Source organism: Paenibacillus aceris, assembly GCF_017874035.1.
Taxonomy (GTDB): Bacteria; Bacillota; Bacilli; order Paenibacillales; family NBRC-103111; genus Paenibacillus_E; species Paenibacillus_E aceris.
This window is the reverse complement of sequence record NZ_JAGGKV010000003.1, coordinates 21,939-44,164: the sequence shown is the minus strand read 5'-3', so window position 1 is coordinate 44,164 and position 22,226 is coordinate 21,939. Positions and strand designations below refer to the sequence as shown.

The window sequence follows — 22,226 nt, the reverse complement described above, 5'->3', positions numbered from 1 at the left end:
TTCCTTAGGTACACAAAGCATTGCTTAGCGCTGGAAGAAAGACATTAAACGGGCGGTTGGAGTAAAGCGCACAGCGAAGCCTGTTGCTGCGGCGAAAATGTCGATTGGCTTGCGCCAAGGGCTGGTCGCGTCAGGAAAGCGATATTATGGGGCAAGTCGCGGAGCTACTAGAGAGAGCATACCAGGGACCGCGAAGATGCTTACCATTCCTGGCGTAGGCATCGTCACGCTAGCGGGATTCCTCGCTGAAGTAGGCGATCTTTCAGACTAGGAACACGGCCAACAAATCGTTAGGCTAGCCGGCCTCAATCTAAAAGAAAATAGTTCAGGCAAACGAAAAGGACTACCCGGAATAACCAAAAGGGGACGTTCAAGATTAAGGGCATTATTGTTCCGTTGCGTTATGCCCATGGTGGCTAAAAATCAAGAATTTAAGGCGTTACATCGGCATTATACGAAACGGAATGTGAATCCGCTAAAGAAGAAACAGTCGATCATTGCACTATGTTGCAAGCTCATACGAGTCTTACACACGCTAGGAACGAAGATAAAGCCCTATAACGCAGTTGATGTACTAGGTCCTCAAAAGGCCACTCAGTTTCAGATGGTAGCGTAACAAGTTCAACATCGTTTACTCCTGAATATAGCAAAGGAAGCCAAGAGACAATTGAAGCATGGAGAAGCCGTAGTTCATTCACCATAAGGGCAACGCCACCTTAAAGGAGCAAGAAACGGCCTCCACCCTTTGAGAGGAAGAACGAAGGAATGTAAGGGCAATGACCTGGTGTGACATGGGAGGGTAATCCCCAAGGGTGATTCGTGGAGATCCTAAGTGCGATCATATTCGCATCCAAGGATTGGGAATTTAACTTTCAAGCTCTGCTCCCCCATAGGCCCTTCTAGGTAAATTATGGTCCATTTACATGACTTCACTATTCCCTCAAATGTCAATGGCTGAAATCGTGAGATTCAGTGAGATAAACGTAGAAAATCTTATTTTATAGTGGGAGGTAAAGAAATGCACATTGCTGGAATACCAAGCGTGAAGAAGCATTTGGCATTAGTTCTGACATTACCTGTACTTATGACCTCGTTTATAAATGTTAATAATGCCAGCGCAAGCACAGTAACAAATCCTGCATTAATTAATAAAATAGCGCTTGCAGAGCTTCCTCCAACATCGTCACTAGCAGCGCCGATTGGCTATGCTTACCCTATGGGGACATCTCGCATCAATGTAAGCTGGAATTTGCCTGATGGCGCATCTGGCTATGACATCGAGGTTGACGGCACTGTAATCACCGATGTACCGATGCCTTACGGCCACATCGGCATTACTGCGGGAACAACACACAATTACAGGGTAAGAGCCAAAAATAATTTAGGAGCAAGCGAATGGAGTACACCCTTTAGCGGTACAACACTGGTTCCTGTTGATGCCGGTAACAGATATATGGGACCTGAACCAGGGGAAGCGCAAAGTACCCATCCAAGCTCGGGCGTGTACGTGCTAAGCAATGCTATACTGTCAGCCCAGTTTGAGTTATTAGGGAACAACCTGAAACTGGCGGAGTTCAAGGACAAAATGACAGGAAACGTAAACCCTATAACTGTAGGCAGACTATTCAATATTGAATTATCAGGCGGAACAAGCTTGGCTGACACCGATATGACGGTGGGAACACCGATTCTTACCCGAATTACCGGGGAGGCTGCCAGCACAAAAGTTTCAGATCGGTACAGCGGATGGAAAATAAGTGTGCCTTTCACCTATACAAGCGGAGGAAACACATTGACGGTGAATTGGTCCGCAACACTGCGTGACGGCTCCAACTATATTATACAGGACGTATCTTACAAGGCAGTTACGGGAAGCTGGAATGTGACCAAGGTTAAGCTTATAGACATTACAGCTGCTAAAGTGGAGAAGGTCGGTAAGGTGGACGGTTCACCATTCTTTGCCGGCAAGGTTTTTTTTGCCCAACAAACACCTGTAGCCAAGGTTAGCATTACTGGTAATAAGGCATCGGCTTATGTGGAGAGAGGAGAGGCAACACAGCAGGGGGAATCCTTTGCACAAAGCTCGGTCATCGGCCTTTATCCAGGCAATCAGAAGCTAAGAGCCTTTCAGTACTATCTTGAAAGGGAGAGGGCGCATGAGCACTATAGCTTCCTCCATTATAATTCTTGGTACGACTTAAGTTGGAATACAGATACCTACATGACGGAGGCCGACACATTAAATACCATTAACACCTGGGGGCAGAAATTTGTTCAAGAGCGAGGAGCTTCTTTGAAAAACTTCCTGTTGGACGATGGTTACGATGATTACAGCAGTGCGGCACCAACGATTTGGAATTTTAACCCTGCAACATACCCGAACGGGGCATCAAAGTTGAAGAGCGCAGCCGAGAGCTACGGAGCAAGTCTTGGCTTTTGGATGAGTCCAACAGGCGGATATCAAGCTAAGTTGCCGAAAAGGGTCGCTGTCGGAAAGAGGATGAATCCTCCTACTGAAACCAAGAAAAGCGGAACGGAAGAAATATTTAAAATGAGCGGCCCTAATTACTATAATGCATTTAAAAATGCTGTTACCAAGAAACAGCTAGAGGAAGGTGCGAATCATTTCAAGTTTGACAGGACGGAAGGAATTGAAGACTTTCACGCGCTCCTGAAGCTTACCCAAGATATGAGGAAGAACGACCCGTCCGTATTTATCAATGCGACCGTTGGAACATGGGCTTCCCCTTACTTTACATTCTATGTGGATTCCGTCTGGCGCGGTGGTGCAGATGTGGGTACGACAGGAACAGGATCCATTAGGCAGCAGTGGGTGAACTATCGCGATAAAGTGAGCAAGGATCTGCTGAAATCGAATCCGTTCTATCCGTTGAACTCCTTAATGGTACACGGTATTGTACATTCAAGATTCGGTCAGGGCGCGTGGATGAGCCATGTGGGAGGAAATGAAAACGGTCCGTTATTAAATATGAACGACCCAGCGAATCTGAGGGATTTTGCAGATGAGGTCTGGTCCTACTTTGCATCCGGCTATAACCTCCAGGAATTATACATTCGTCCAACTTCCGATTACACAACGAATAAAATGTGGGACATTCTTGCCGAGGCTTCTGCTTGGGCACAGGTAAACCATGACGTACTGCTTGACTCACACTTCATTGGCGGAGACCCTGGCACGGGCGAACTATACGGTATAACCTCTTATTCAGCGGCAAAAGGAATTATCATGTTAAGAAATCCCGGAAATACAAGCCAAACCATTAATGTAGACGTCAATGAGGCATTTGTATTGCCAATCGGTGCTAAGGCAGGCTACAAGCTCGTAAACAAACTCAAAAATGAAACGGATCTGCACCTGGCAGCCGGGGTCCCATATGCCATTACCATACCTGCACATTCAATTGTTCTTTACGAAGCATATCCCGAAGGAACAGCTGTCATTGATAATCTACCACCGGAATCTGAGCTGGTCGTCGATCCGAACCAAATTCCGCAGTCGCAGATGACGGCAACGGCAACAAGCGAGGAATTGGCAAATGAAGCGAACGGGGCATCCAACGTGCTCGACGGAGATCCAGATACGATTTGGCATACGAAGTGGGATAAGTCTGATTCGCTGCCGCAGTCGATCACATTGAATCTTGGCGGTACGTACGACGTGAATAAAATTAAGGTTCTCCCAAGACAAGGCGGGGGAATTAACGGTATCATCACGGCTTACAATGTCTATGCGAGTACGGATGGCGTCCAGTACACCAAAGTCTCAAGTGGAACTTGGGCTATGGGCAGCGAGGAGAAAACGGCGGAGTTCCCGGCGACGAGAGCGTCCTTTATTAAACTGGAAGCAACTGCCGGGTATAATGGATGGGCATCTGCAGCTGAAATTAACGTCTATCGTATCGGGGTGCCCGTAACCGGCGTGCAGTTAGATAAACCGCAAGTCTCGCTGAAAGAAGGACAATCGGCAGAGCTGGTAGCAACAGTGCTTCCTGAGAACGCAACAAATAAAAATGTCACTTGGGCGAGCAGTGACAATACCATCGCGAAAGTGGAAGTGAAAGACGGCAAAACAGTAGTAACCGCCTTGAAAGCGGGAGTGGCGGACATTACGGTCACCACGGTTAGCGGCAATTTCACAGCGGTAAGCCATATTACAGTACAAAAAGGCGACAGTACGCAGAACGCTATAACGACGCTATCTGCAGCCGGCACCGTTCAGACAGGCGCGGAATTCACGGTACAGCTGGGTCTGAACAGCGTCACGCAAAGCGTATACGCACAAGATATAAAGATGGACTACGATTCAAACGTGTTTGACTTTGTCTCGGCCCGCGCCGTGAAAGATGGTGTTCTGCTTGTAGATACGGTGAAGAACACGCTGGGCAAGCTTCGGTTTATTCTCGCAAGCTTAGGCAAGGCTGTGACAGGCGATAGCGGAATGCTGGAACTGAAGTTCAAGGCCAAAGCTTTGACGCAGCCAGCGACGGGAACGATTGCTGTAACCGATGCCACGTTGGGTGATGCGCAGGGAGCGGAAACGAAGGCACAAGCCTCTACGGTGAGCGTGAGCATTACAACACAGCCTCCCGGAATGCCAGGCGACGTCAACCATGACAATAAAACAAGCATCGGCGATCTTGCAATCGTTGCGGCAAATTACGGCAAAACTTCTTCCAGCCCGGATTGGGAGCAAATCAAGCAAGCAGACGTAACTGGCGATGGCAAAATCGATATTGAAGATCTTGCGTTCGTGGCCAGAAAAATGATGGAGTAGTACATGTAAGACGAAGGGCTATCCGCTGCCATGGAAATGGCGAAGGGATGGCCCTACCTTTATGATAAAGGTGTAAAACATAAAGGAGGTAATCGCAAATGAGAAGATCAAAGAAAGCGGATATAATCCATGATGGAGAGATTAACATCCTCGATCTGTCAGCCGTTGCACAATTGATTTTCAACTAAACGGCTTAATGTATCAGTAGCACTGACGCTCGAAGAAGAGACGGTCAGCATTAAAAAAACAGCAGTCCGTCACTGGACTGCTGTTTTTTTTACGTTTATTTTAATCCGGCTGTTAATCGCTTAAGCACGACTACCGCTTCAGCCCTGCTGGCTTGCTCCAGTGGAGCAAACACTTGCTCTGTTCTTCCGTTCATGAATCCGAAATTCACTGCAAGCGCTACAGATTTTTTCGCCCACTCACTTACCTCTGCCTCATCGTTGAAATGGATTGCATCTGTAACTGGCATATCCTCTACTTTAGTCCCTGTGGCGTATGCTTTTGCTCGAAGGAGCATAGCGGTCATTTCTTCACGCGTAATGTTTTGTTCCGGCGCGAACTTGTTGTCCGCAATACCGTTAATTAAACCGGCTGCATAAGCTTTCTTCACCGTATTCTCGTACCAAGACCCTGATGTCACATCATCAAACGGGTTTTGCCCTGCGCCAACCTGAAGGTTTAATGCTTTGGTCAGCAGTGTTGCAAACTGGGCTCTCGTAACATTCGTATCGGGAGCGAAATGGTCATCATCCATACCTTCGACAACTTTCTTGTCTACCATTAGCATAATATCGGATTTAGCCCAATGGTCAGCAAGATCGCTGAAAATTTTGGTGAAACGAACCGATTCGTTCGGTGTAAAATTTTCGCTAGTTAAAGTGTGATCAACGATTTTAACGGAGTTCCATTTAATATTTGTTGTTCCTGCTTTATTCGTTTTGAAGGTAAAGGTACCAATATCCAGATCTCCCTTCTCACCGTCAACTTGGCCAAGTTTTGTATGAGCGAACGTAACTACATTGTTATTCACCATCGGAGATACCGAGAATCCCTTTATCTCTGTATCGGCTTTGATGACTTCCACATTGTTCGCATCGATATCTAATTTGACTTCATATGCGTATAAATCTTGGATATTGTGTCCCTTTAATGTCACGGTGAATTCGCCGTTAACGGACTCGGCGCTAGAAGCAACCAGCTCGAATTGAGCAACATCCTTCGCATAGGAAGGCATTGCAGTAAGAGCTAAACTAAGACTACAAGCTATAGTTGTTAAAATTTTTTTGCGCTTCATGATCTAATCCATCCTTTGTTTGTTAAATGGGAAAAGTCTGTTGAATTTATTTAATTGAACTTATTTCAGCTGAAATCTATGAAGATTCAATTTTTCACCCCCTAGTATACATCTAATTAAACCGTGAAAAAATGATATTTCTTATCCAAAACATGATACTTTCTACACAATCAAAAACGGCTGTTTCTATTTTATAAAGTGATGAGAATTTTGATAGAAGACATGAGGATATTGCATTTTGTTTCCCGGTTTCCATGCCATATAGTAGGTAACGTAATTAAACAAATCAACCTATTTGGGAGGGCATTACCTTGAAAAAATTGATTACCCTTGCAGTGGCGAGCGCTTTGGTTGCAACTGTGGCAGGATGTGGCAATAAAACAGAAACGCCTGCGACGTCTCCAGCAGCAAGCACGGGTGCAGCTGCAACAACAGCTCCAGCTAAAACAGATAGCAAAAAACCAACAATCGGTGTAGCTATCTATAAATTTGATGACACATTCATGTCCGGTGTTCGCGCTGCGATTGCTGATGCTGCGAAAGACAAAGCAACCATGGATATCGTAGATAGCCAAAACTCGCAACCGACGCAAAACGATAAAGTAGACCTTTTCATCACGAAAAAAGTAAACGCGCTAGCGATTAACGCGGTTGACCGTACAGCTGCAGGCGTTATCATCGATAAAGCCAAAACAGCTAATGTTCCGGTTGTATTCCTGAACCGTGAGCCGCTGGCTGACGACATGAAGAAATGGGACAAAGTTTACTATGTAGGCGCTAAAGCCGAGCAATCCGGAACGATGGAGGGTCAATTGCTGGTTGACTACTTCAAAGCTCATCCAGAAGCGGACAAAAATAAAGACGGTAAAATCCAATACGTTATGCTTAAAGGCGAGCCGGGTCACCAAGATGCTGAGCTTCGCACGAAATTCTCCATCCAAGCGATTACAGATGCTGGTCTAGGCGTAGAAAAAGTAGCTGAAGATACGGCGATGTGGGATCGTGTAAAAGGTCAAGAAAAAATGGCAGCATTCCTGGCTTCCAACGAGGACAAAATCGAAGCGGTACTTGCGAACAATGACGACATGGCACTCGGCGCTATTGAAGCTTTGAAAGCGAAAGGTTACTTCAAGGACAACAAATACTTGCCGGTTGTAGGCGTTGATGCTACGGCTCCTGCGCTTCAGGCACTTAGTGATGGCACATTGCTTGGAACCGTTCTGAACGATGCGAAAAACCAAGGTGCTGCAACAACGAATGTAGCAACTGCTCTTGCTAATGGTCTAGTACCAAGCAAAGAAACGACAGGCTATGATGTTACAGACGGTAAATATGTTTGGATTTCCTACAAAAAGATTACAAAAGCTAACATGAACGAAGCGAAGTAATCTGTCTGTTTATAGAGGCGGGCAAGAGCAGTTTTCCGCTCTTGCCCTCATATTTGAAAACTCGTACAGAGACAAAGAGAAATAAGCATAGAAAAATGGCTTCACTTTGTGGGGATTATCGTGAGCTGGTAGGGGGAGTTACCATGACATTACATAAGTATTTACTGGAAATGAATCAAATCTCCAAAGAGTTCCCCGGCGTCAAGGCGCTGGATAACGTTACCCTGAAGGTACGCCCAGGAAGCGTGCATGCTTTGATGGGAGAAAACGGGGCTGGTAAATCGACGTTGATGAAATGCTTATTCGGCATTTATAAGCCGGATGGCGGAGAAATTAAGCTGAATGGGGAATCCGTTTCCATTCTGAATTCTAAGGATGCATTGGCAAGCGGCATTTCCATGATTCATCAGGAGCTGCACCCGGTTCCACACCGTAACGTGATGGAGAACATTTGGTTGGGCCGCTTCCCGCAAAGAGGTATCGGACCTTTGAAACTAGTTGATCACAAGAAGATGCGTAAAGATACTGAAAGCTTGTTTAAACAGCTTCAAATGGATATTGATCCGGATCTACTCGTTGGAGAGCTGTCGGTTTCCAAAGTGCAATCCATTGAAATTGCCAAAGCCGTTTCCTTCAATTCGAAAGTCATTGTTATGGACGAGCCGACTTCGTCGCTGACAGGCAATGAAGTGGAGCAACTGTTTCGCATCATTCGCGACTTGAAGAGTCGTGGCGTCTCGATCATCTATATTTCACATAAAATGGAAGAAATTCTCGAAATCTCGGATGAAGTGACGATTATGCGTGATGGAACAAAAATCGGGACGTGGCCATCGTCAGAGCTGACAACGGATATGATCATCTCGAAGATGGTTGGACGTGATCTCAAAGAGCGTTTCCCTGAACGAAGCAATGTGCCGAACGGTGTATTAATGCGTGTTGAGGGACTCACTTCGGTCATTCCAAGATCCTTTAAGAACGTTTCTTTCGACCTTCGTAAGGGAGAAATTCTTGGTGTAGGCGGCCTAGTGGGCGCGCAGCGGACCGAGCTGATTGAAGCTTTGTTCGGACTGCGTGGGATTGCTTCCGGCAAGGTCTCGATCCATGGCAAGCAGGTGAACCTGAAGTCGCCGATTGATGCCATTAAGCATAAAATCGCGCTGCTCACGGAAGAGCGTCGCGTAACGGGAATCTTCCCGGTGCTGTCCGTATTGGAAAACACGGTGATCGCGAACTTGGGCCGGTATATGAATCCGCTTGGTTTCATTCAAGAGTCGAAACGCAAAGCCGAAGTGGAGAAAAGCATTGAAATGCTTCGCGTGAAGACGCCGAACATGCATGCGCTGATCAAAAATCTTTCGGGCGGTAACCAGCAGAAGGTGCTGCTGGCGAGATGGCTGCTCACAGAGCCGGACGTGCTCTTGCTGGATGAACCGACTCGGGGCATCGACGTAGGCGCGAAGTTTGAGATTTATTCCATCATTGCAGACCTTGCGAAGCAGGGAAAAAGTATTATCGTGATTTCGTCTGAAATGCCTGAGCTGCTTGGGATGTCAGACCGAATCATGGTTATGTGTGAAGGGCGCCTTACGGGGATCGTAGAAGGAAATAAAGCAACAGAAGAAGAGATTATGCGCCTTGCTGCACAGCATACGGCATAATGGGGGGCTAAGAAACCATGAGTACAAAAACAGAAACAATAAAGTCCAGAGACATTAGCGGATTTATAAGTAAATATGCCATTTATATCGTTCTTATCGTGCTTGTTGTCGGCATTACGATCTATGATCCGCGCTTTTTATCCGTCAGTATTTTTCGTGATATTTTGCTGCAGTCGTCTACGCGTGTCATTATTGCCTTGGGCGCAGCCTTTATCTTGATTACGGGAGGTACCGACCTTTCGACAGGACGGATCGTCGGTTTGAGTGCCGTTATCTCGGCTTCGATGCTGCAAACGGAAGATTACGGCCGCAAATTTTTCCCGGACCTTCCGTATCTGCCGCTGCTTGTGCCAATTCTGATTGCGATCGCAGCCGGACTTTTGATTGGTTTTATCAACGGGATTATCGTCGCTAAGTTTAAAGTTCCGCCGTTCATCGCAACACTCGGTACGATGGTAGCTGTATACGGTGCCAACTCCTTGTATTTTGATATGAAACCGAACCAGTCCCAGCCGATCGGCGGATTGAGATCTGACTTCAGCCAGATTGGTACTGGTGCAATCGGTTCCAGTTCGACTTACTCCATTCCTTACATCGTTATTATTGCCATCGTCGTGGCGGTTATCGTTTGGATTGTTTTTAACAAAACAAAGCTTGGGAAATACATGTATGCCATCGGCGGCAACATTCACGCTGCAGTTGTTTCGGGGATCAACGTAAACCGTTACTTGATCTACATCTACTCTATCGCAGGCGCGCTTTATGGATTGGCTGGGGTGCTGGAAGCAGCAAGAACCGGCGGTGCAACGAACAACTACGGAAATATGTACGAGCTTGATGCGATTGCGGCTTGCGTAGTCGGCGGCGTATCGACTTCCGGCGGTATAGGAACGGTTCCGGGCGTTCTGGCAGGGGTATTGATCTTCAGCGTTATCAACTACGGTCTGACGTTTATCGGTATTAGTCCATATTGGCAGTTGATCATTAAAGGTGTCATTATTGTTGCTGCGGTAGCTTTTGATATGCGTAAATATATGAACTCTAAATAATGGATAACAGGCTGTCTTGAAAGAGGGACAGCCTGTTTGTCAGTGAAGCATTAGGCTCTGAGGTCAAATGGGATGCCTCGCAGCGCTCAGCAATCTCCGATATGCTCAGTTTTAGGGTGCACGCAAGAGAAATTGGCTGAATGAAAAGTTATAAAAAGTTAGAATAACCAGATTGTTCCTTTTGGGATAAGCTGGTATTTTTATATATTGGGGGTGTTATTCAAAAAGCTTTAGACATTGCTGATAAGAAAAGGTGGGATCCACTCGCTTTTGTTGGTGCAACTCATTCTTTTCATACTAACTACTACTAATTATAATTATTATTAAAAAGGATTGACTTTTATATTATTTTATTTATAATAATTATTATCTGATATTGATTATCAGTGGACAAGCAGTTGAATGGTAGAAAGGGTGCAGCCGCAATGTATGATGTCATTATTATTGGAGCCGGGCCGGCAGGAGCTTCTGCTGCCATATATACATCAAGAGGAAACTTGAAGACGCTGGTGATTGACAAGGCGCCGAATACGGGAGCTTTAGCTATCACGCACAAAATTGCGAATTACCCGGGAGTACTCGGAGAAATGTCGGGCAAGGATCTGCTGGATACAATGCGCGAGCAGGCGAAAGGCTTTGGCGCTGAATTTATTCAAACGACGATCACAGCTGTCGATGTGGAAGACGAGACGAAGGTTGTGTTTACGGCTGACGGTATGTATGAAGGCAAGTCGATTATTATCGCTACAGGCTCTAAAGGACGCAATCGCATGCTGCCTGGCGAAGAGAATTTACTTGGACGCGGTGTGAGTACTTGTGCGACATGCGATGGAGCTTTCTTTGAAGGGAAAACGGTCGCTGTCATCGGGGATACGGAAGAGGCTTTGGAAGAAGCGCAAGCGCTAAGCAAATTCACGGATAAAATTTACTTCGTAGTGCCACGCCCTGAATTGCAAGGCGTTCACCACACCCCGGAGCTGCCGGGAACGGATATCCTCTATAAAGCCAAACCGCTTGAAGTGCTAGGCGACAATCAGGTAGAAGGTCTTCGCATTCGCACCAGTGCGGGGACTGAGGAAGTGCTCAATGTGGACGGAGTATTCGTCTTCTTATCCGGCAGCAAGCCTGGGACAGACTTTCTTCAGGACCAAGTTCCGCTGGATGAGGAAGGCTTCATGATTCTTGATAGCTCCATGCAGTCACCGGTTGCGGGCGTTTTTGGAGCGGGGGAAGTTAGACGAACACCTGTTAAGCAAGCCGTCGTAGCAGCTGCGGATGGGGCCATTGCGGCCATGGCTGTTGATAAATTTATTAATAAACGGGCTCAGTTGATCCCGCAGTACAAATAATCTTATACCTTCCAAGGAGATGAATTTCTATGTCTAATGTCATTGTTTATTCCAGTACAAATTGCCCTTATTGTGCGCAGTTAAAAAAATACTTAACGGATCAACAAGTTGCTTATGAAGAAAGAAACATTGATTTAAATGATCAATATGGTCAAGAACTTCATGATATGGGCTTAATGTCGCTGCCCGTAACGGTAATTGGCGAACACAAAATTCTAGGTCTCAATGTGACGAAGCTCAAAAAAGCGTTGGCTGAAGTAACTGTCTAATCAAACAAAATTCGATTAAAGAGGAGAGAGAGCCATGACACAATTAACCGTACAACCCTCCCATCCATTTGCTAAAATAGGGCTGCCAGCTCCAACTTTTTCGCTGCTGTCCACAAAAAATATGGAAACTTTAGAAGAAAAAATTTCACTTGAGGACTATAGAGGCAAATGGCTCGTTTTCTTCTTCTGGCCTTTCGATTTCACTTACGTATGTCCAACTGAAATTGTAGCTTTCAGCGATCACTATGAGGAATTCCTGGATCTCGAATGCGAAATCGTAGGAGCTTCCGTGGACAGCGTGTACACGCATAGAGCCTGGACCCAAACGCCGCGTGATCAAAGCGGCATCGGCCCCGTGAAATTCCCGCTAGTCAGCGATTTCTCCAAAGAAACAGCTCGCGCTTATGGCGTGTTGGATGATGAAACCGGCGCAGCTCACCGCGGCTTGTTCATTATCGACCCGGAAGGCGTGCTTCGCTATCAAGTCGTCACAGACATGAATGTCGGACGCTCTGTAGATGAGACACTCCGTGTGCTTCAAGCGCTTCAAGCCGGAGGACTTTGTCCGGCGAACTGGAAGCCAGGAGATAAAACGTTATAAGATTGAATCAACAAGCCCCTTTCCGTGTATGATCCGCGGATTGGGGCTTTTGTATGTATTCGATGCTGTATTTGCAGTATAATAGAAAAGCAAATGAGGCGAAGACAGAAAGGTTAGATATATGATGCAGTCCATATCGGACAAATTATTTATGGGTTCTTTGATTTTACTTATGATTTCCGTTGTAGTCAGCGGGATTGGGTTTCAATTCGTGAATTGGCGCTCACAAGTCACAGATGAGTTAGATGCGGAGACGAATTCTAGTTCTGCTCGAAAAAAGGCGGTCATGGAACGTCAGGACAAGAGCTTAAAGCGTGTGCTGCGCTCCTATTTATTTTGGATCGCGATTGCGGGCATGCTTGTATCTATCTTACTCTCTCGTTTTTAGGGTTTATATACAGAAGAAAAAGCCTCTGTACCGCGGCAGTTGATGACAGTCAGCTTAGCGGACAGAGGCTTTTTGTTTAGTTAATTTCATCTACGCAGGAGCTGCAAACCATTTTACCTTTGAAATAGGTCATATTCTCGAAATTGCCGCAAAACACGCAAGCGGGCATATACTTTTTGAGTGTGATACGCTCCGGATCGACATAAACCTCAATTGCGTCCCCAATATCGATGTGCAGTGTGCGACGAAGTTCAATTGGCAATACGATGCGTCCTAGCTCGTCAACTTTTCTTACAATCCCTGTTGATCTCATGCTAAACAGCCTCCTAGGCATTTTAAGATTAATCGTTTCATTTTTTGATAAATACTACTATTCCACATTTGAACTTGAATTCCTTTTATTTACTTGCAGGTATTATGTTAAACTTTGCATATGTTCCATAGGTTGCCTATAATGTGGACAAAGGAGTTGAACGCGAATGAACAACATAACGAAATTTAGCATTGCGAGGCCAGCTGGGGACGTTTTTGAAGCTCTAGTCGATCCAACCCAAATGTCAAATTACTGGTTCTCCTCCGGTTCTGGAAGATGGGAGCCAGGGAAGCGGATTACATTGAAATATGAAGAGTACCATGCCGAAGTTGATATCAATGTGCTGGAAGTTGAGGCTAACAAGAAAATTGTGTTCCAGTGGCCAGGCGAGAAAGGCCATGTGGTGACGATGTCGCTGGAAGCGGCGGATGCTTCGACGACGATTATTGAAGTGATTGAGGAAGGCTTTGATGCAGACGATAAGGACCTTATCCCGCTATTGATTGATAACAAAGAAGGCTGGGTATATATGTTGACTTGCCTTAAAGCATATCTGGAGTTCGGCGTTACGAAGCTGAGAGCTGGTATTGTGAAGTAAGGTTAAGCAAGCAAAGTAAAATTGAGATTAAAAAGAGCAGTAAGCAATTGGTGCGGACGCCTGGACATTCGCTTGATTGGAATTCGTCCAAGGTAAACGTCATTGAAAATTCCTAGCGGATCATGTTCCGCTAGGTTTTCTTATGTTGAACATCTAGAAGGGGATCATTTTCGGGCAAATTTAAAATAATTCGTGCATCTCTCTTATATAAACCATAGATCACTATTGGTACTATAAATGTAAGCAAAACATCACTGATGAAGTATAGGGGGATTACACACGATGACTAAATGGAAGCGTTCTCTGGGGTTAGTATTAGCGACCGCGCTAGCCGGATCACTGGTAGCCTGTGCAAGCGGCGGCAAATCAAATAGCAATTCAGCACCCGTAAGCACGGCGGCAGCAACAGCTGCGGCATCCAATGAACCGGTCAAACTGCGCATTATGTGGTGGGGGGCTACGGTTCGTCATGAGGCGACGCTCGCTGCACTTAAATTGTATACGGAAAAACACCCGAATGTGACTTTTGAGCCGGAGTATTCCGGTATTGACGGATATTTGGACAAGCTGTCCACACAAGCAGCCGCGAACAACGCTCCGGATATTATGCAGCTTGATCCAGGCTGGATTTCGGATTGGGCAGGCCGCAATCAATTGGCTCCGCTAACGGGTGTTGATGTGAGCAAAATTGATGCAAAAGTGTTGTCCGGGGGCCAAGCCGCTGGCAAACAATATGCAATGCCATTAGGTTCAGTAGCTTACGGAATGATTTACGATAAAGCCGCTATGGACAAGCTTGGATTGAAAGCTCCGCAAAATGGCTGGTCATGGGATGACTTCTTCGCACTTGCGAAGGAAGCGAAAACGAAACTTCCGGAAGGGCAGTACTTCACGAAAGATTATGCCGGCGACTATTTCGCTTACTCTGCATTCCAATATGCAAAAGGGAAAGGTATGGTCGTATCTGCGGATGGGAAATTCAATGTCGATCAAGCTACTTTCTTAGAGTGGACGCGGAATTTTGACGAGATGCGCAAAAATGGAATTGTGCCTCCTGCGGATGTGAACTCCTCTGATAAAGAGTTTGACCCGAAAATGGATTTGATGGTTAACGGTAAAATTTTGTTCCGTATGGGCTTCTCCAGCAACTACGGTTCATGGGATAGCTTGAAAAAAGGCGCTTATGCGCTAGTAACAATGCCTCGCAGTGTTGAAGCCGGCGGTTGGTTGAAACCATCCTTGTACTTGGGTGTTTCCGCAGGCTCCAAAAAAGCGGAAGAGGCGAAGAAATTCGTGGATTGGTTCGTCAACGATCCGGAAGCTGCGAAAATTTTGACAACGGTACGCGGGTTGCCGGTTAACAAAGAAATTGCTACTTCCCTGGAATCCAGTATGAGCGACGTTGATAAAATCGGCTCTGCTCTGCTGCACGCAACTGAGAAAGACGGACAAACATGGAATCCCGGCGTAAAAGGCTGGACGAACTACATTGATAAGGATTGGCCGCTAGTCCGCGATCAACTGAGCTTCGGTAAAACAACACCGGAGAAAGCTTTTGACCAATTGAAAGTAGCTGCACAAGCTTACGAAAAATAAGGCAAAAACGAGCCCGGAACATGCCTGTTCCGGCTCTTGCTTTTTTACGGGACAATGTGGATGAGGAAAGGAAGTGAGCTTATGGCGATCCGCGTTCAAGATATTCTGGACCAGTTGATTGAACCGATCGGGCGACTGGACGTAACCGTGGACACACTGAAGTCGGGTGATCCGTCGGCGGAAGTGAAAGGCATTGCGACGACATTCATGGCGACACATCATGTGATTCAGAAAGCTATTGACTTGGGCGTTAATTTGCTTATTACACATGAAGGTACATTTTATCATCACCATGACCAGATTGAGCTGCTTTTAAATGATCCCATCTACCTAGCAAAGCAAAAACTCATCGAGGAATCAGGGATTGCGATCTTCCGGTTTCATGATTATTGGCATCGGTATCGACCGGATGGCATTATGACAGGCTTGATTCAAGCTTTAGACTGGTCATCCTATGTTACTGAAAATAGACCGGCAGCCTCTTTGCTGACTGTTCCGGCGATGACGGTGAAGGAGCTCGCGGAATATGTAAAAAGCAAGCTGGGGATTTCATTCGTCCGAGCAGCCGGAGATTTGAACGCGCAATGCACACGAATTGGTCTTCTTGCGGGATATAGAGGCGGAGGTAGGATGGCGATTCCACTTTTTCAAAATGACGATGTCGATGTAATCCTTGCAGGCGAAGGCCCTGAGTGGGAGACGCCCGAATATGTGCGTGATGCTTTGCACCAAGGCAGGAAAAGAGCTTTCATTGCACTTGGGCATGCCGAAAGCGAAGAACCTGGTATGAAGTATTTGGCTGAGATGCTGACGAGTAAGTATCCTGATCTACCGGTGCATTTCATACCGGAAAAGCAAGTTTTTCAATCAATTTAACTAATGTCATAAATGTAATGAATAAGAATGACGAATACATGGAGAGGAAGATTTTCTCATGAGCGATACAAAAACAAAACAAACCGGCTACCATGCTTGGCTTGAATTTCATCCGATAGCGCCCGGCGAGCGTTATGACCAATATGCGGTGCACAGCCGAATTGTTTGCACGGAAAAAGACGAAGTGATTCGTACGGCTGTCCAAGAACTGTCCCAGGGTATCGGCAAGTTGCTGGGCAAAGAGATTCGCGTCGCTGAAAGTGATGCAGGAGGCGCTGTGATTGCGCTGGGTACGTTCGGCGGCGGTAATGCGCTTGTAGATCGTACTTTTGGCGAAGAGACGCGTTCGGCTATTAAGCCTGAAGGGTTTGCGATCAAGATAGATCAAGCGAGCGGCAGTATCGTGGTTGGCGCATCATCGACATCCGGTGTTTTGTATGGAGCTTTTCACTTGCTTCGACTCTTCAGTACTAAACAAGCTGTGAACGAATTAGACGTGATTGAAAACCCGGTGAACATGCTGCGCATGATCAATCAATGGGATAACATCGATGGTAGTATTGAGCGGGGCTACGCTGGGAAGTCGATTTTCTTTGAAAATAACCGTATTACAACGGATCTGACACGTGTTCGCGATTATGCAAGGCTGCTGGCTTCTTCGGGGCTCAATGCGATCTCGATCAACAATGTGAACGTTCATAAATGGGAATCGAAGTTCATAACGGGTGAGTACCTCCCGGATGTAGCCAAGGTGGCTGCTGTGTTCCGTTCGTTCAGCATCAAGCTGTTCTTGAGCGTCAACTATGCGAGTCCGCTTGAAATCGGCGGGCTATCGACAGCTGATCCGCTCGACCCTGCAGTGCGTGAATGGTGGCGTGCCAAAGCAGCTGAAGTTTATGCCGCGATTCCGGATTTTGGCGGCTTCTTGGTGAAGGCGGATTCGGAGAATCGCCCGGGACCGTTTACGTATGACCGCGATCATGCTGACGGCTCTAATATGCTGGCAGAGGCGCTTAAGCCTTACGGTGGCATTGTTATTTGGCGCTGCTTCGTGTACAACTGCAAGCAGGATTGGCGTGACCGGGCGACTGACCGGGCGCGGGCGGCTTATGATCATTTTAAACCGCTGGATGGAAGATTCATGGATAATGTCATTTTGCAGGTGAAGAATGGCCCTATGGATTTCCAAGTGCGGGAGCCTGTTTCTCCGCTGATTGGAGCAATGGAGACGACGAACCAGATGATCGAGTTCCAGATTACACAGGAATATACGGGGCAACAGCGCCACTTGTGCTATCTCGTACCACAGTGGAAAGAAGTGCTTGATTTCGAAACCTATGCAAAGGGTGAGGGGTCCAGCATTAAACGTATTGTTGATGGGTCCTTGCATGGCAATAAACTCAGCGGTTTTGCCGCCGTGTCCAATATTGGAGACGATGTCAATTGGACAGGCCATTTGCTTGCACAGGCGAATCTGTACGGATATGGCCGCTTGGCATGGAATCCGGATCTGTCCGCTGAAGAAATTGCGGAGGAATGGATTCGCATGACCTTCGGCGGTGACGAGAAGCTCGTCAGTGTGGTGATGAGCATGCTCATGGACTCATGGAGCATCTATGAGGCCTATACGTCGCCGCTCGGCGTTGGCTGGATGGTGAATCCAGACCATCACTACGGACCAAACGTAGACGGCTACGAATATTCGAAGTGGGGAACGTATCACTTTGCGGATTGCCACGGCATCGGTGTCGACCGGACGAAGGCAACCGGAACTGGTTACGCGGCGCAGTACAAAGGTGCGAACTACGACACGTACGAGTCGGTTGAAAGCTGCCCCGATGAGCTGCTGCTGTTCTTCCATCATGTGCCGTACACGCATGTGCTGCACTCAGGCCAAACCGTGATTCAGCACATTTATAACACGCATTTTGAAGGCGTGGAGCGGGCTGAACAGTTGGTGGCGAGATGGGCCAGCCTTGAAGGAAGCGTGGGCGAGCTTGTGCACAAACACGTAGGGGAGCGCCTTGCTGAGCAAGCTGGGCATGCGAAAGAATGGCGCGATATGATCAACACGTACTTCTTCCGCAAGAGCGGCATTGCAGATGCGTTAGGGAGAAAGATATATTAATGGCGGCATCCACTGCAGCTAGAAAAATAAATGTAAAAGAGTCCCTCGGGACTCTTTTTTCATGAGAATAGCTACTTTTGAATGAAATAGGAGACGTTGGGGGCTCTTAATTTTGTAAATCGGGATATTTTGAAAGAATTCGATTATTCCTCTCATTTAGTACATGTGAAACAACCTTTATACTTGATCTATACAAGCAATCAGACAAACTGCAGAGGTGAACCTACATGAATCGTTCCACAGCCGTTGCCGTGAAAGCCGCTGCGGGCACCAAGAAACGCCGTTCTTTCCTAAGTCGTTGGGACGCGCCAATTGCGGGATATTTATTTATTTTGCCGTGGTTGCTCGGATTTTTCGGGCTAACTGCTTATCCCATGTTTTTATCGTTGTACTACTCCTTTACTGACTATACGCTGATGGAATCCATCAACTGGGTCGGATTTCATAACTATGAGCGAATCTTTACAGCGGACGCCAAGTTTCTGCAATCCGTGAAAATCACGTTCTTATACGTGCTTGCTTCCGTACCGCTGAAGCTGGCCGCGGCTCTGCTAGTGGCCGTATTGCTGAATAAGGCAATGAAAGGGATCTCGGCATACCGTACGGCGATCTATTTCCCGTCTTTGATCGGGGGCAGTATTGCGGTGTCCTTGCTATGGCGGAACATTTTCGGCGTTGACGGGATTTTCAATGAAATTCTCGCCAAGTTCGGCATTCAAGGGATTGGCTGGATTACAAATCCGAGCACAGCCTTGTGGACGCTAATTTTATTAACCGTATGGCAATTCGGATCTTCGATGGTTATTTTTCTAGCTGGATTAAAGCAAATCCCGAATGATCTCTATGAAGCATCAGGGGTAGATGGAGCGAACCGGTTTGTGCAATTTTTTAAGATTACACTTCCGATGCTATCTCCGACAATCTATTTTAACTTGATTATGGGCGTTATTAATGCGTTTCAAATGTTCACCTCGGCATATGTCATTACAAATGGCGGACCGATGAACTCCACCTACGTCTATGCGATGTACTTATATGAACGGGCGTTTAGCCGCTATCAACTAGGCTATTCTTCTGCACTAGCATGGATCATGCTCGTCATGATCGTGATTGTGGCGGCCATTATTGCCGGTACCTCCAAATACTGGGTGTTTTACGAAACGGATACGGGAGGTAAGAAAAGCAAATGACCATTAAATGGGGCCAAGCTGTCCGACATCTGTTCATGATCGCCTTCAGTTTATTGATGGCTTATCCGGTCCTTTGGTGGATCGGCGCATCGTTGAAATCCAATGCTGAATTAAGTTCGCCGAATCTTTTCCCTTCCACGCCGCAATGGAGCAACTTTGTGAACGGCTGGAATTCGGTTCCGGGACATTCCTTCACTGACTTTTACGTCAACACGTTCGGACTTGAAATTGCCGTTCTGGCTGTAACGCTGCTTTCCAGCACACTTGTCGCGTTCGGTTTCGGCAGGCTGGATTTCCCGCTGAAAAACTTCTGGTTCTCTCTGCTCATGGTCACACTGATGCTTCCAGGGCAAGTGCTCATTATTCCGCAGTATGCCATGTTCCACCAGTTAGGTTGGGTGAATACGTACTTGCCGTTTATTGTGCCGCATTTGCTCGCCAGCGGTGCAGGCGGAACGTTCTTCGTCTTCTTGCTCATCCAATTCGTGCGCGGGATTCCCAAAGAGCTGGATGAATCGGCCAAAATGGACGGTTGCTCGTGGTTCGGCATTTATTGGCGAATTGTTATGCCGCTTACGAAGCCGGCGATTGTTACGGTCATGATTTTCTGCTTCCTATGGAATTGGGATGATTTCCTGGGCCATCTGCTTTATATTAACTCAGTCGATAAGTATACCGTCGGTCTAGCCCTGCGGATGATTAATGATTCGCAATCGGGACAGGAGTGGGGACAACTGCTTGCGATGTCGCTTGTATCGATTGTGCCTGCGACAATTGTCTTCATGTTCTTGCAGAAGTACTTTGTCGAAGGGATTGCAACGACAGGTATTAAAGGATAAGATGAAAAACAAATAACGAATTCATAGAACGGTAAAGCAGCGAAGCCATTTCGTTGTTTTACCGTTTCTTTCGCCTAATCGGATACTTAACGGGAGCGCAAACCGCATGACAAATCCTTTCAAAAAGTTTAGAATCGATCATTTGTTTTTCCGCAGCTTTGCGGGGTTCATTATTGTTGTGCTGGCTTGCAGCGTATGGGCCAGTTACAGCATATCATCGAAGGAGCTTGCCCAAACTACGTTTCAGTACCAGCAAAAGCTGCTGGACGAGCTGAATAATGAAATTACGACAAGGCTGGTTACCATTGAACAAATCTCGTTGTCTACGTCTCGCGACAATGAATTGATTACCTTTTTGACCAATAAACAGGATGAGTTCGACCGGTACCGGGGATCCATGAGCGTTGAAAAGGCGCTTGCGAATTTGACCTATTCGATTCCACTCATCCAAGGGATTGATTTGTATATGAACCGTCCGCTTCAAGGCGATGCTAAAAGCTATATTCAGTTCCGAGATATGGCGGATTTGAATAAGCAGCCCTGGGCTGAGCTGCTGACGGGGAATGATTTTACATGGTCCATCGAGCATCAAATTCCAAGCTTTCAAGGGGATGTGCCGGTCCTGAGTTTTGCCAGAAAAATTATGTACGACGATAAGTACTTAGGGGTTCTGGTCATTCACGTAAAAGCTGATCAAATTAGGAGCCTGCTCGCCGGACATTCATCCATATCGAACCGGATTATGATTGACTCGCGGGGAGAACAATTTTTGAAAATTGGCCAAATCCCGGACCATAACGAGCTGTCTAAGTGGATTGACGGCGATGCAAAAATGAAGCAATCGGGCTTTGTTCGCACCAAGAGCAGTACCGAAGCGGGCGATTCCCTTCTGGTGTACTCAAAGCTACTCGATTCCAACTGGACGTTGGTTGAGATCACGCCATGGCACGACATTACGGAAGGCAGTATCAGGCTGGCCGAAGTGATCGGTTTGATCGGGATTGCGGCTGTTCTGTTGACGCTGCTCCTGACGCATTATTTGAGCAAACAGTTCACAAAGCCGATCAAAAAGCTTGTGAACGCAATGGGCGTCTATTCCGTAGGCGGTAATAATGTGGAGCTTCCGGTCGATTATCAAAATGAATTCGGTTATTTATTCTCCGGCTACCGTAAGCAGAATGAGCGAATCGAAGAGCTGTATCTCTCCCTGCAGCGCAGATATGAGCAGCAGCGTAAAGCGGAGATTGAGGCGCTTCAAGCAAATATTAACCCGCATTTCCTTTACAATACGCTGGATCAGCTGAATTGGATGGCGATTGAAGCAGGGCAGGACGAAATCAGCCGCATCTTGGAGTTAATGGGACGGATGTTTCGGATCGGCCTCTCGAACGGGGATAGCTTTATCACCATTGGCGAGGAGCTTATGCATATCGAGTGCTATCTAGAAATTCAGCAGCTAAGGTGGAGAACGGGACTCGACTACGAAATTGAGGTATCTCCGGACATTCGAGAGCTATTCATCCCTAAGTTGACACTTCAGCCTTTCGTGGAAAATGCAATTGTTCACGGCTTTAATACGCGAAGTCAGGGCCACATTCATATTAAGCTGCAGGATAGGCAGGATAGCATCCAAATTACGATCGATGACAATGGGGTCGGACTTCAGCAGGCAGTGGAAAGGAAACATAAAAGGCATACCGGAGGATACGGAATCCGCAATGTGAAGGAACGAATAGCCGGCTATTTCGGCGGAGATCATGGCATTACCTTGACGGAGCGGGCAGAGGGAGGTACACGTGTCATCATTGATCTTCCCCGGCTGACTGAGCCCCCGGCGAAAGATCAACTGGTTAAAGCGGAGTAGTTCGTTGTATTTTAAAATAAAT

Annotated in this window: 17 protein-coding genes and 1 pseudogene; 16 read left to right on the top strand and 2 right to left on the bottom strand. The window is 46.7% G+C overall.

All coding sequences use genetic code 11. The features are described 5' to 3' along the window. Positions 1-172: 172 nt before the first annotated feature. Positions 173-616 (top strand): annotated as a pseudogene (locus J2Z65_RS07080) (transposase); the annotation flags it as partial. Between the two features lie 402 nt (positions 617-1,018). Then, a complete protein-coding gene (locus J2Z65_RS07075; protein WP_209855796.1) occupies positions 1,019-4,795 on the top strand; it encodes a discoidin domain-containing protein in 3,777 nt (1,258 codons plus the stop codon). 283 nt (positions 4,796-5,078) lie between these two features. Here J2Z65_RS07075 and J2Z65_RS07070 read toward each other — a convergent pair whose 3' ends face one another. Beyond that, the gene (locus J2Z65_RS07070) at positions 5,079-6,095 is read right to left on the bottom strand and encodes an S-layer homology domain-containing protein (protein ID WP_167061541.1); all 1,017 of its coding nucleotides are present in this window, start codon (positions 6,093-6,095) and stop codon (positions 5,079-5,081) included. Positions 6,096-6,406: 311 nt separating this feature from the next. Here J2Z65_RS07070 and J2Z65_RS07065 point away from each other — a divergent pair, with 311 nt between their 5' ends. The 7 genes from J2Z65_RS07065 (at position 6,407) to J2Z65_RS07035 (ending at position 12,800) form a co-directional block, all read left to right on the top strand. Further along, entirely contained in the window at positions 6,407-7,483 is a 1,077-nt protein-coding gene (locus J2Z65_RS07065; RefSeq protein WP_167061538.1) for a galactose ABC transporter substrate-binding protein, read from the top strand. Between the two features lie 143 nt (positions 7,484-7,626). Beyond that, entirely contained in the window at positions 7,627-9,144 is a 1,518-nt protein-coding gene (locus J2Z65_RS07060) for a sugar ABC transporter ATP-binding protein (RefSeq protein WP_167061536.1), read from the top strand. 17 nt (positions 9,145-9,161) lie between these two features. Then, a complete protein-coding gene (gene mglC, locus J2Z65_RS07055; protein WP_167061534.1) occupies positions 9,162-10,193 on the top strand; it encodes a galactose/methyl galactoside ABC transporter permease MglC in 1,032 nt (343 codons plus the stop codon). Positions 10,194-10,591: 398 nt separating this feature from the next. Further along, positions 10,592-11,542: an NAD(P)/FAD-dependent oxidoreductase gene (locus tag J2Z65_RS07050; protein ID WP_240159819.1), complete on the top strand. Its 951-nt coding sequence runs from the start codon at positions 10,592-10,594 to the stop codon at positions 11,540-11,542. A gap of 29 nt (positions 11,543-11,571) precedes the next feature. Next, complete coding sequence (locus J2Z65_RS07045) at positions 11,572-11,811, top strand: glutaredoxin family protein (RefSeq protein WP_167061528.1); 240 nt, start codon at positions 11,572-11,574, stop codon at positions 11,809-11,811. Positions 11,812-11,845: 34 nt separating this feature from the next. Next, positions 11,846-12,412 carry a peroxiredoxin gene (locus J2Z65_RS07040; protein WP_167061525.1) on the top strand — a complete coding sequence of 189 codons (567 nt, stop codon included), beginning with the start codon at positions 11,846-11,848 and terminating at the stop codon, positions 12,410-12,412. A gap of 121 nt (positions 12,413-12,533) precedes the next feature. Further along, entirely contained in the window at positions 12,534-12,800 is a 267-nt protein-coding gene (locus J2Z65_RS07035; RefSeq protein WP_167061523.1) for a hypothetical protein, read from the top strand. A gap of 76 nt (positions 12,801-12,876) precedes the next feature. On the opposite strand, the gene J2Z65_RS07030 is transcribed toward J2Z65_RS07035, so the two are convergent. Beyond that, positions 12,877-13,113, bottom strand: coding sequence for an AbrB/MazE/SpoVT family DNA-binding domain-containing protein (locus J2Z65_RS07030; protein ID WP_145659828.1), 237 nt, complete (start codon positions 13,111-13,113; stop codon positions 12,877-12,879). A 166-nt stretch (positions 13,114-13,279) separates the two neighbouring features. Between J2Z65_RS07030 and J2Z65_RS07025 the strand changes: the two genes are divergently transcribed. The 7 genes from J2Z65_RS07025 (at position 13,280) to J2Z65_RS06995 (ending at position 22,204) form a co-directional block, all read left to right on the top strand. Next, on the top strand, positions 13,280-13,711 hold the full coding sequence (locus tag J2Z65_RS07025) for an SRPBCC family protein (RefSeq protein WP_167061521.1): 432 nt from the start codon (positions 13,280-13,282) through the stop codon (positions 13,709-13,711). A gap of 282 nt (positions 13,712-13,993) precedes the next feature. Next, the gene (locus J2Z65_RS07020) at positions 13,994-15,307 is read left to right on the top strand and encodes an ABC transporter substrate-binding protein (protein WP_167061518.1); all 1,314 of its coding nucleotides are present in this window, start codon (positions 13,994-13,996) and stop codon (positions 15,305-15,307) included. A gap of 81 nt (positions 15,308-15,388) precedes the next feature. Continuing rightward, positions 15,389-16,183: a Nif3-like dinuclear metal center hexameric protein gene (locus J2Z65_RS07015; RefSeq protein ID WP_167061516.1), complete on the top strand. Its 795-nt coding sequence runs from the start codon at positions 15,389-15,391 to the stop codon at positions 16,181-16,183. Positions 16,184-16,241: 58 nt separating this feature from the next. Next, a complete protein-coding gene (locus J2Z65_RS07010) occupies positions 16,242-18,311 on the top strand; it encodes an alpha-glucuronidase family glycosyl hydrolase (protein WP_167061514.1) in 2,070 nt (689 codons plus the stop codon). A gap of 227 nt (positions 18,312-18,538) precedes the next feature. Next, a complete protein-coding gene (locus tag J2Z65_RS07005; protein WP_167061511.1) occupies positions 18,539-19,501 on the top strand; it encodes a carbohydrate ABC transporter permease in 963 nt (320 codons plus the stop codon). Further along, positions 19,498-20,340 (top strand): carbohydrate ABC transporter permease, encoded by an 843-nt coding sequence (locus J2Z65_RS07000; protein WP_167061508.1) that lies wholly within the window; start codon positions 19,498-19,500, stop codon positions 20,338-20,340. Before J2Z65_RS07005 ends, J2Z65_RS07000 begins: the two co-directional genes overlap by 4 nt. 106 nt (positions 20,341-20,446) lie before the next feature. Then, the gene (locus J2Z65_RS06995; RefSeq protein WP_167061505.1) at positions 20,447-22,204 is read left to right on the top strand and encodes a cache domain-containing sensor histidine kinase; all 1,758 of its coding nucleotides are present in this window, start codon (positions 20,447-20,449) and stop codon (positions 22,202-22,204) included. The last annotated feature ends 22 nt before the right edge of the window (positions 22,205-22,226 follow it).

Excerpts from the sequence above, each read along its gene's own strand:
- J2Z65_RS07015 (WP_167061516.1), top strand. The coding sequence starts at position 15,389 with ATGGCGATCCGCGTTCAAGATATTCTGGACCAGTTGATTGAACCGATC.
- J2Z65_RS07070 (WP_167061541.1), bottom strand. The coding sequence starts at position 6,095 with ATGAAGCGCAAAAAAATTTTAACAACTATAGCTTGTAGTCTTAGTTTA.
- J2Z65_RS07000 (WP_167061508.1), top strand. The coding sequence starts at position 19,498 with ATGACCATTAAATGGGGCCAAGCTGTCCGACATCTGTTCATGATCGCC.
- J2Z65_RS07035 (WP_167061523.1), top strand. The coding sequence starts at position 12,534 with ATGATGCAGTCCATATCGGACAAATTATTTATGGGTTCTTTGATTTTA.
- mglC (WP_167061534.1), top strand. The coding sequence starts at position 9,162 with ATGAGTACAAAAACAGAAACAATAAAGTCCAGAGACATTAGCGGATTT.
- J2Z65_RS07040 (WP_167061525.1), top strand. The coding sequence starts at position 11,846 with ATGACACAATTAACCGTACAACCCTCCCATCCATTTGCTAAAATAGGG.
- J2Z65_RS07030 (WP_145659828.1), bottom strand. The coding sequence starts at position 13,113 with ATGAGATCAACAGGGATTGTAAGAAAAGTTGACGAGCTAGGACGCATC.
- J2Z65_RS07020 (WP_167061518.1), top strand. The coding sequence starts at position 13,994 with ATGACTAAATGGAAGCGTTCTCTGGGGTTAGTATTAGCGACCGCGCTA.
- J2Z65_RS06995 (WP_167061505.1), top strand. The coding sequence starts at position 20,447 with ATGACAAATCCTTTCAAAAAGTTTAGAATCGATCATTTGTTTTTCCGC.
- J2Z65_RS07025 (WP_167061521.1), top strand. The coding sequence starts at position 13,280 with ATGAACAACATAACGAAATTTAGCATTGCGAGGCCAGCTGGGGACGTT.
- J2Z65_RS07045 (WP_167061528.1), top strand. The coding sequence starts at position 11,572 with ATGTCTAATGTCATTGTTTATTCCAGTACAAATTGCCCTTATTGTGCG.
- J2Z65_RS07075 (WP_209855796.1), top strand. The coding sequence starts at position 1,019 with ATGCACATTGCTGGAATACCAAGCGTGAAGAAGCATTTGGCATTAGTT.
- J2Z65_RS07005 (WP_167061511.1), top strand. The coding sequence starts at position 18,539 with ATGAATCGTTCCACAGCCGTTGCCGTGAAAGCCGCTGCGGGCACCAAG.
- J2Z65_RS07060 (WP_167061536.1), top strand. The coding sequence starts at position 7,627 with ATGACATTACATAAGTATTTACTGGAAATGAATCAAATCTCCAAAGAG.
- J2Z65_RS07010 (WP_167061514.1), top strand. The coding sequence starts at position 16,242 with ATGAGCGATACAAAAACAAAACAAACCGGCTACCATGCTTGGCTTGAA.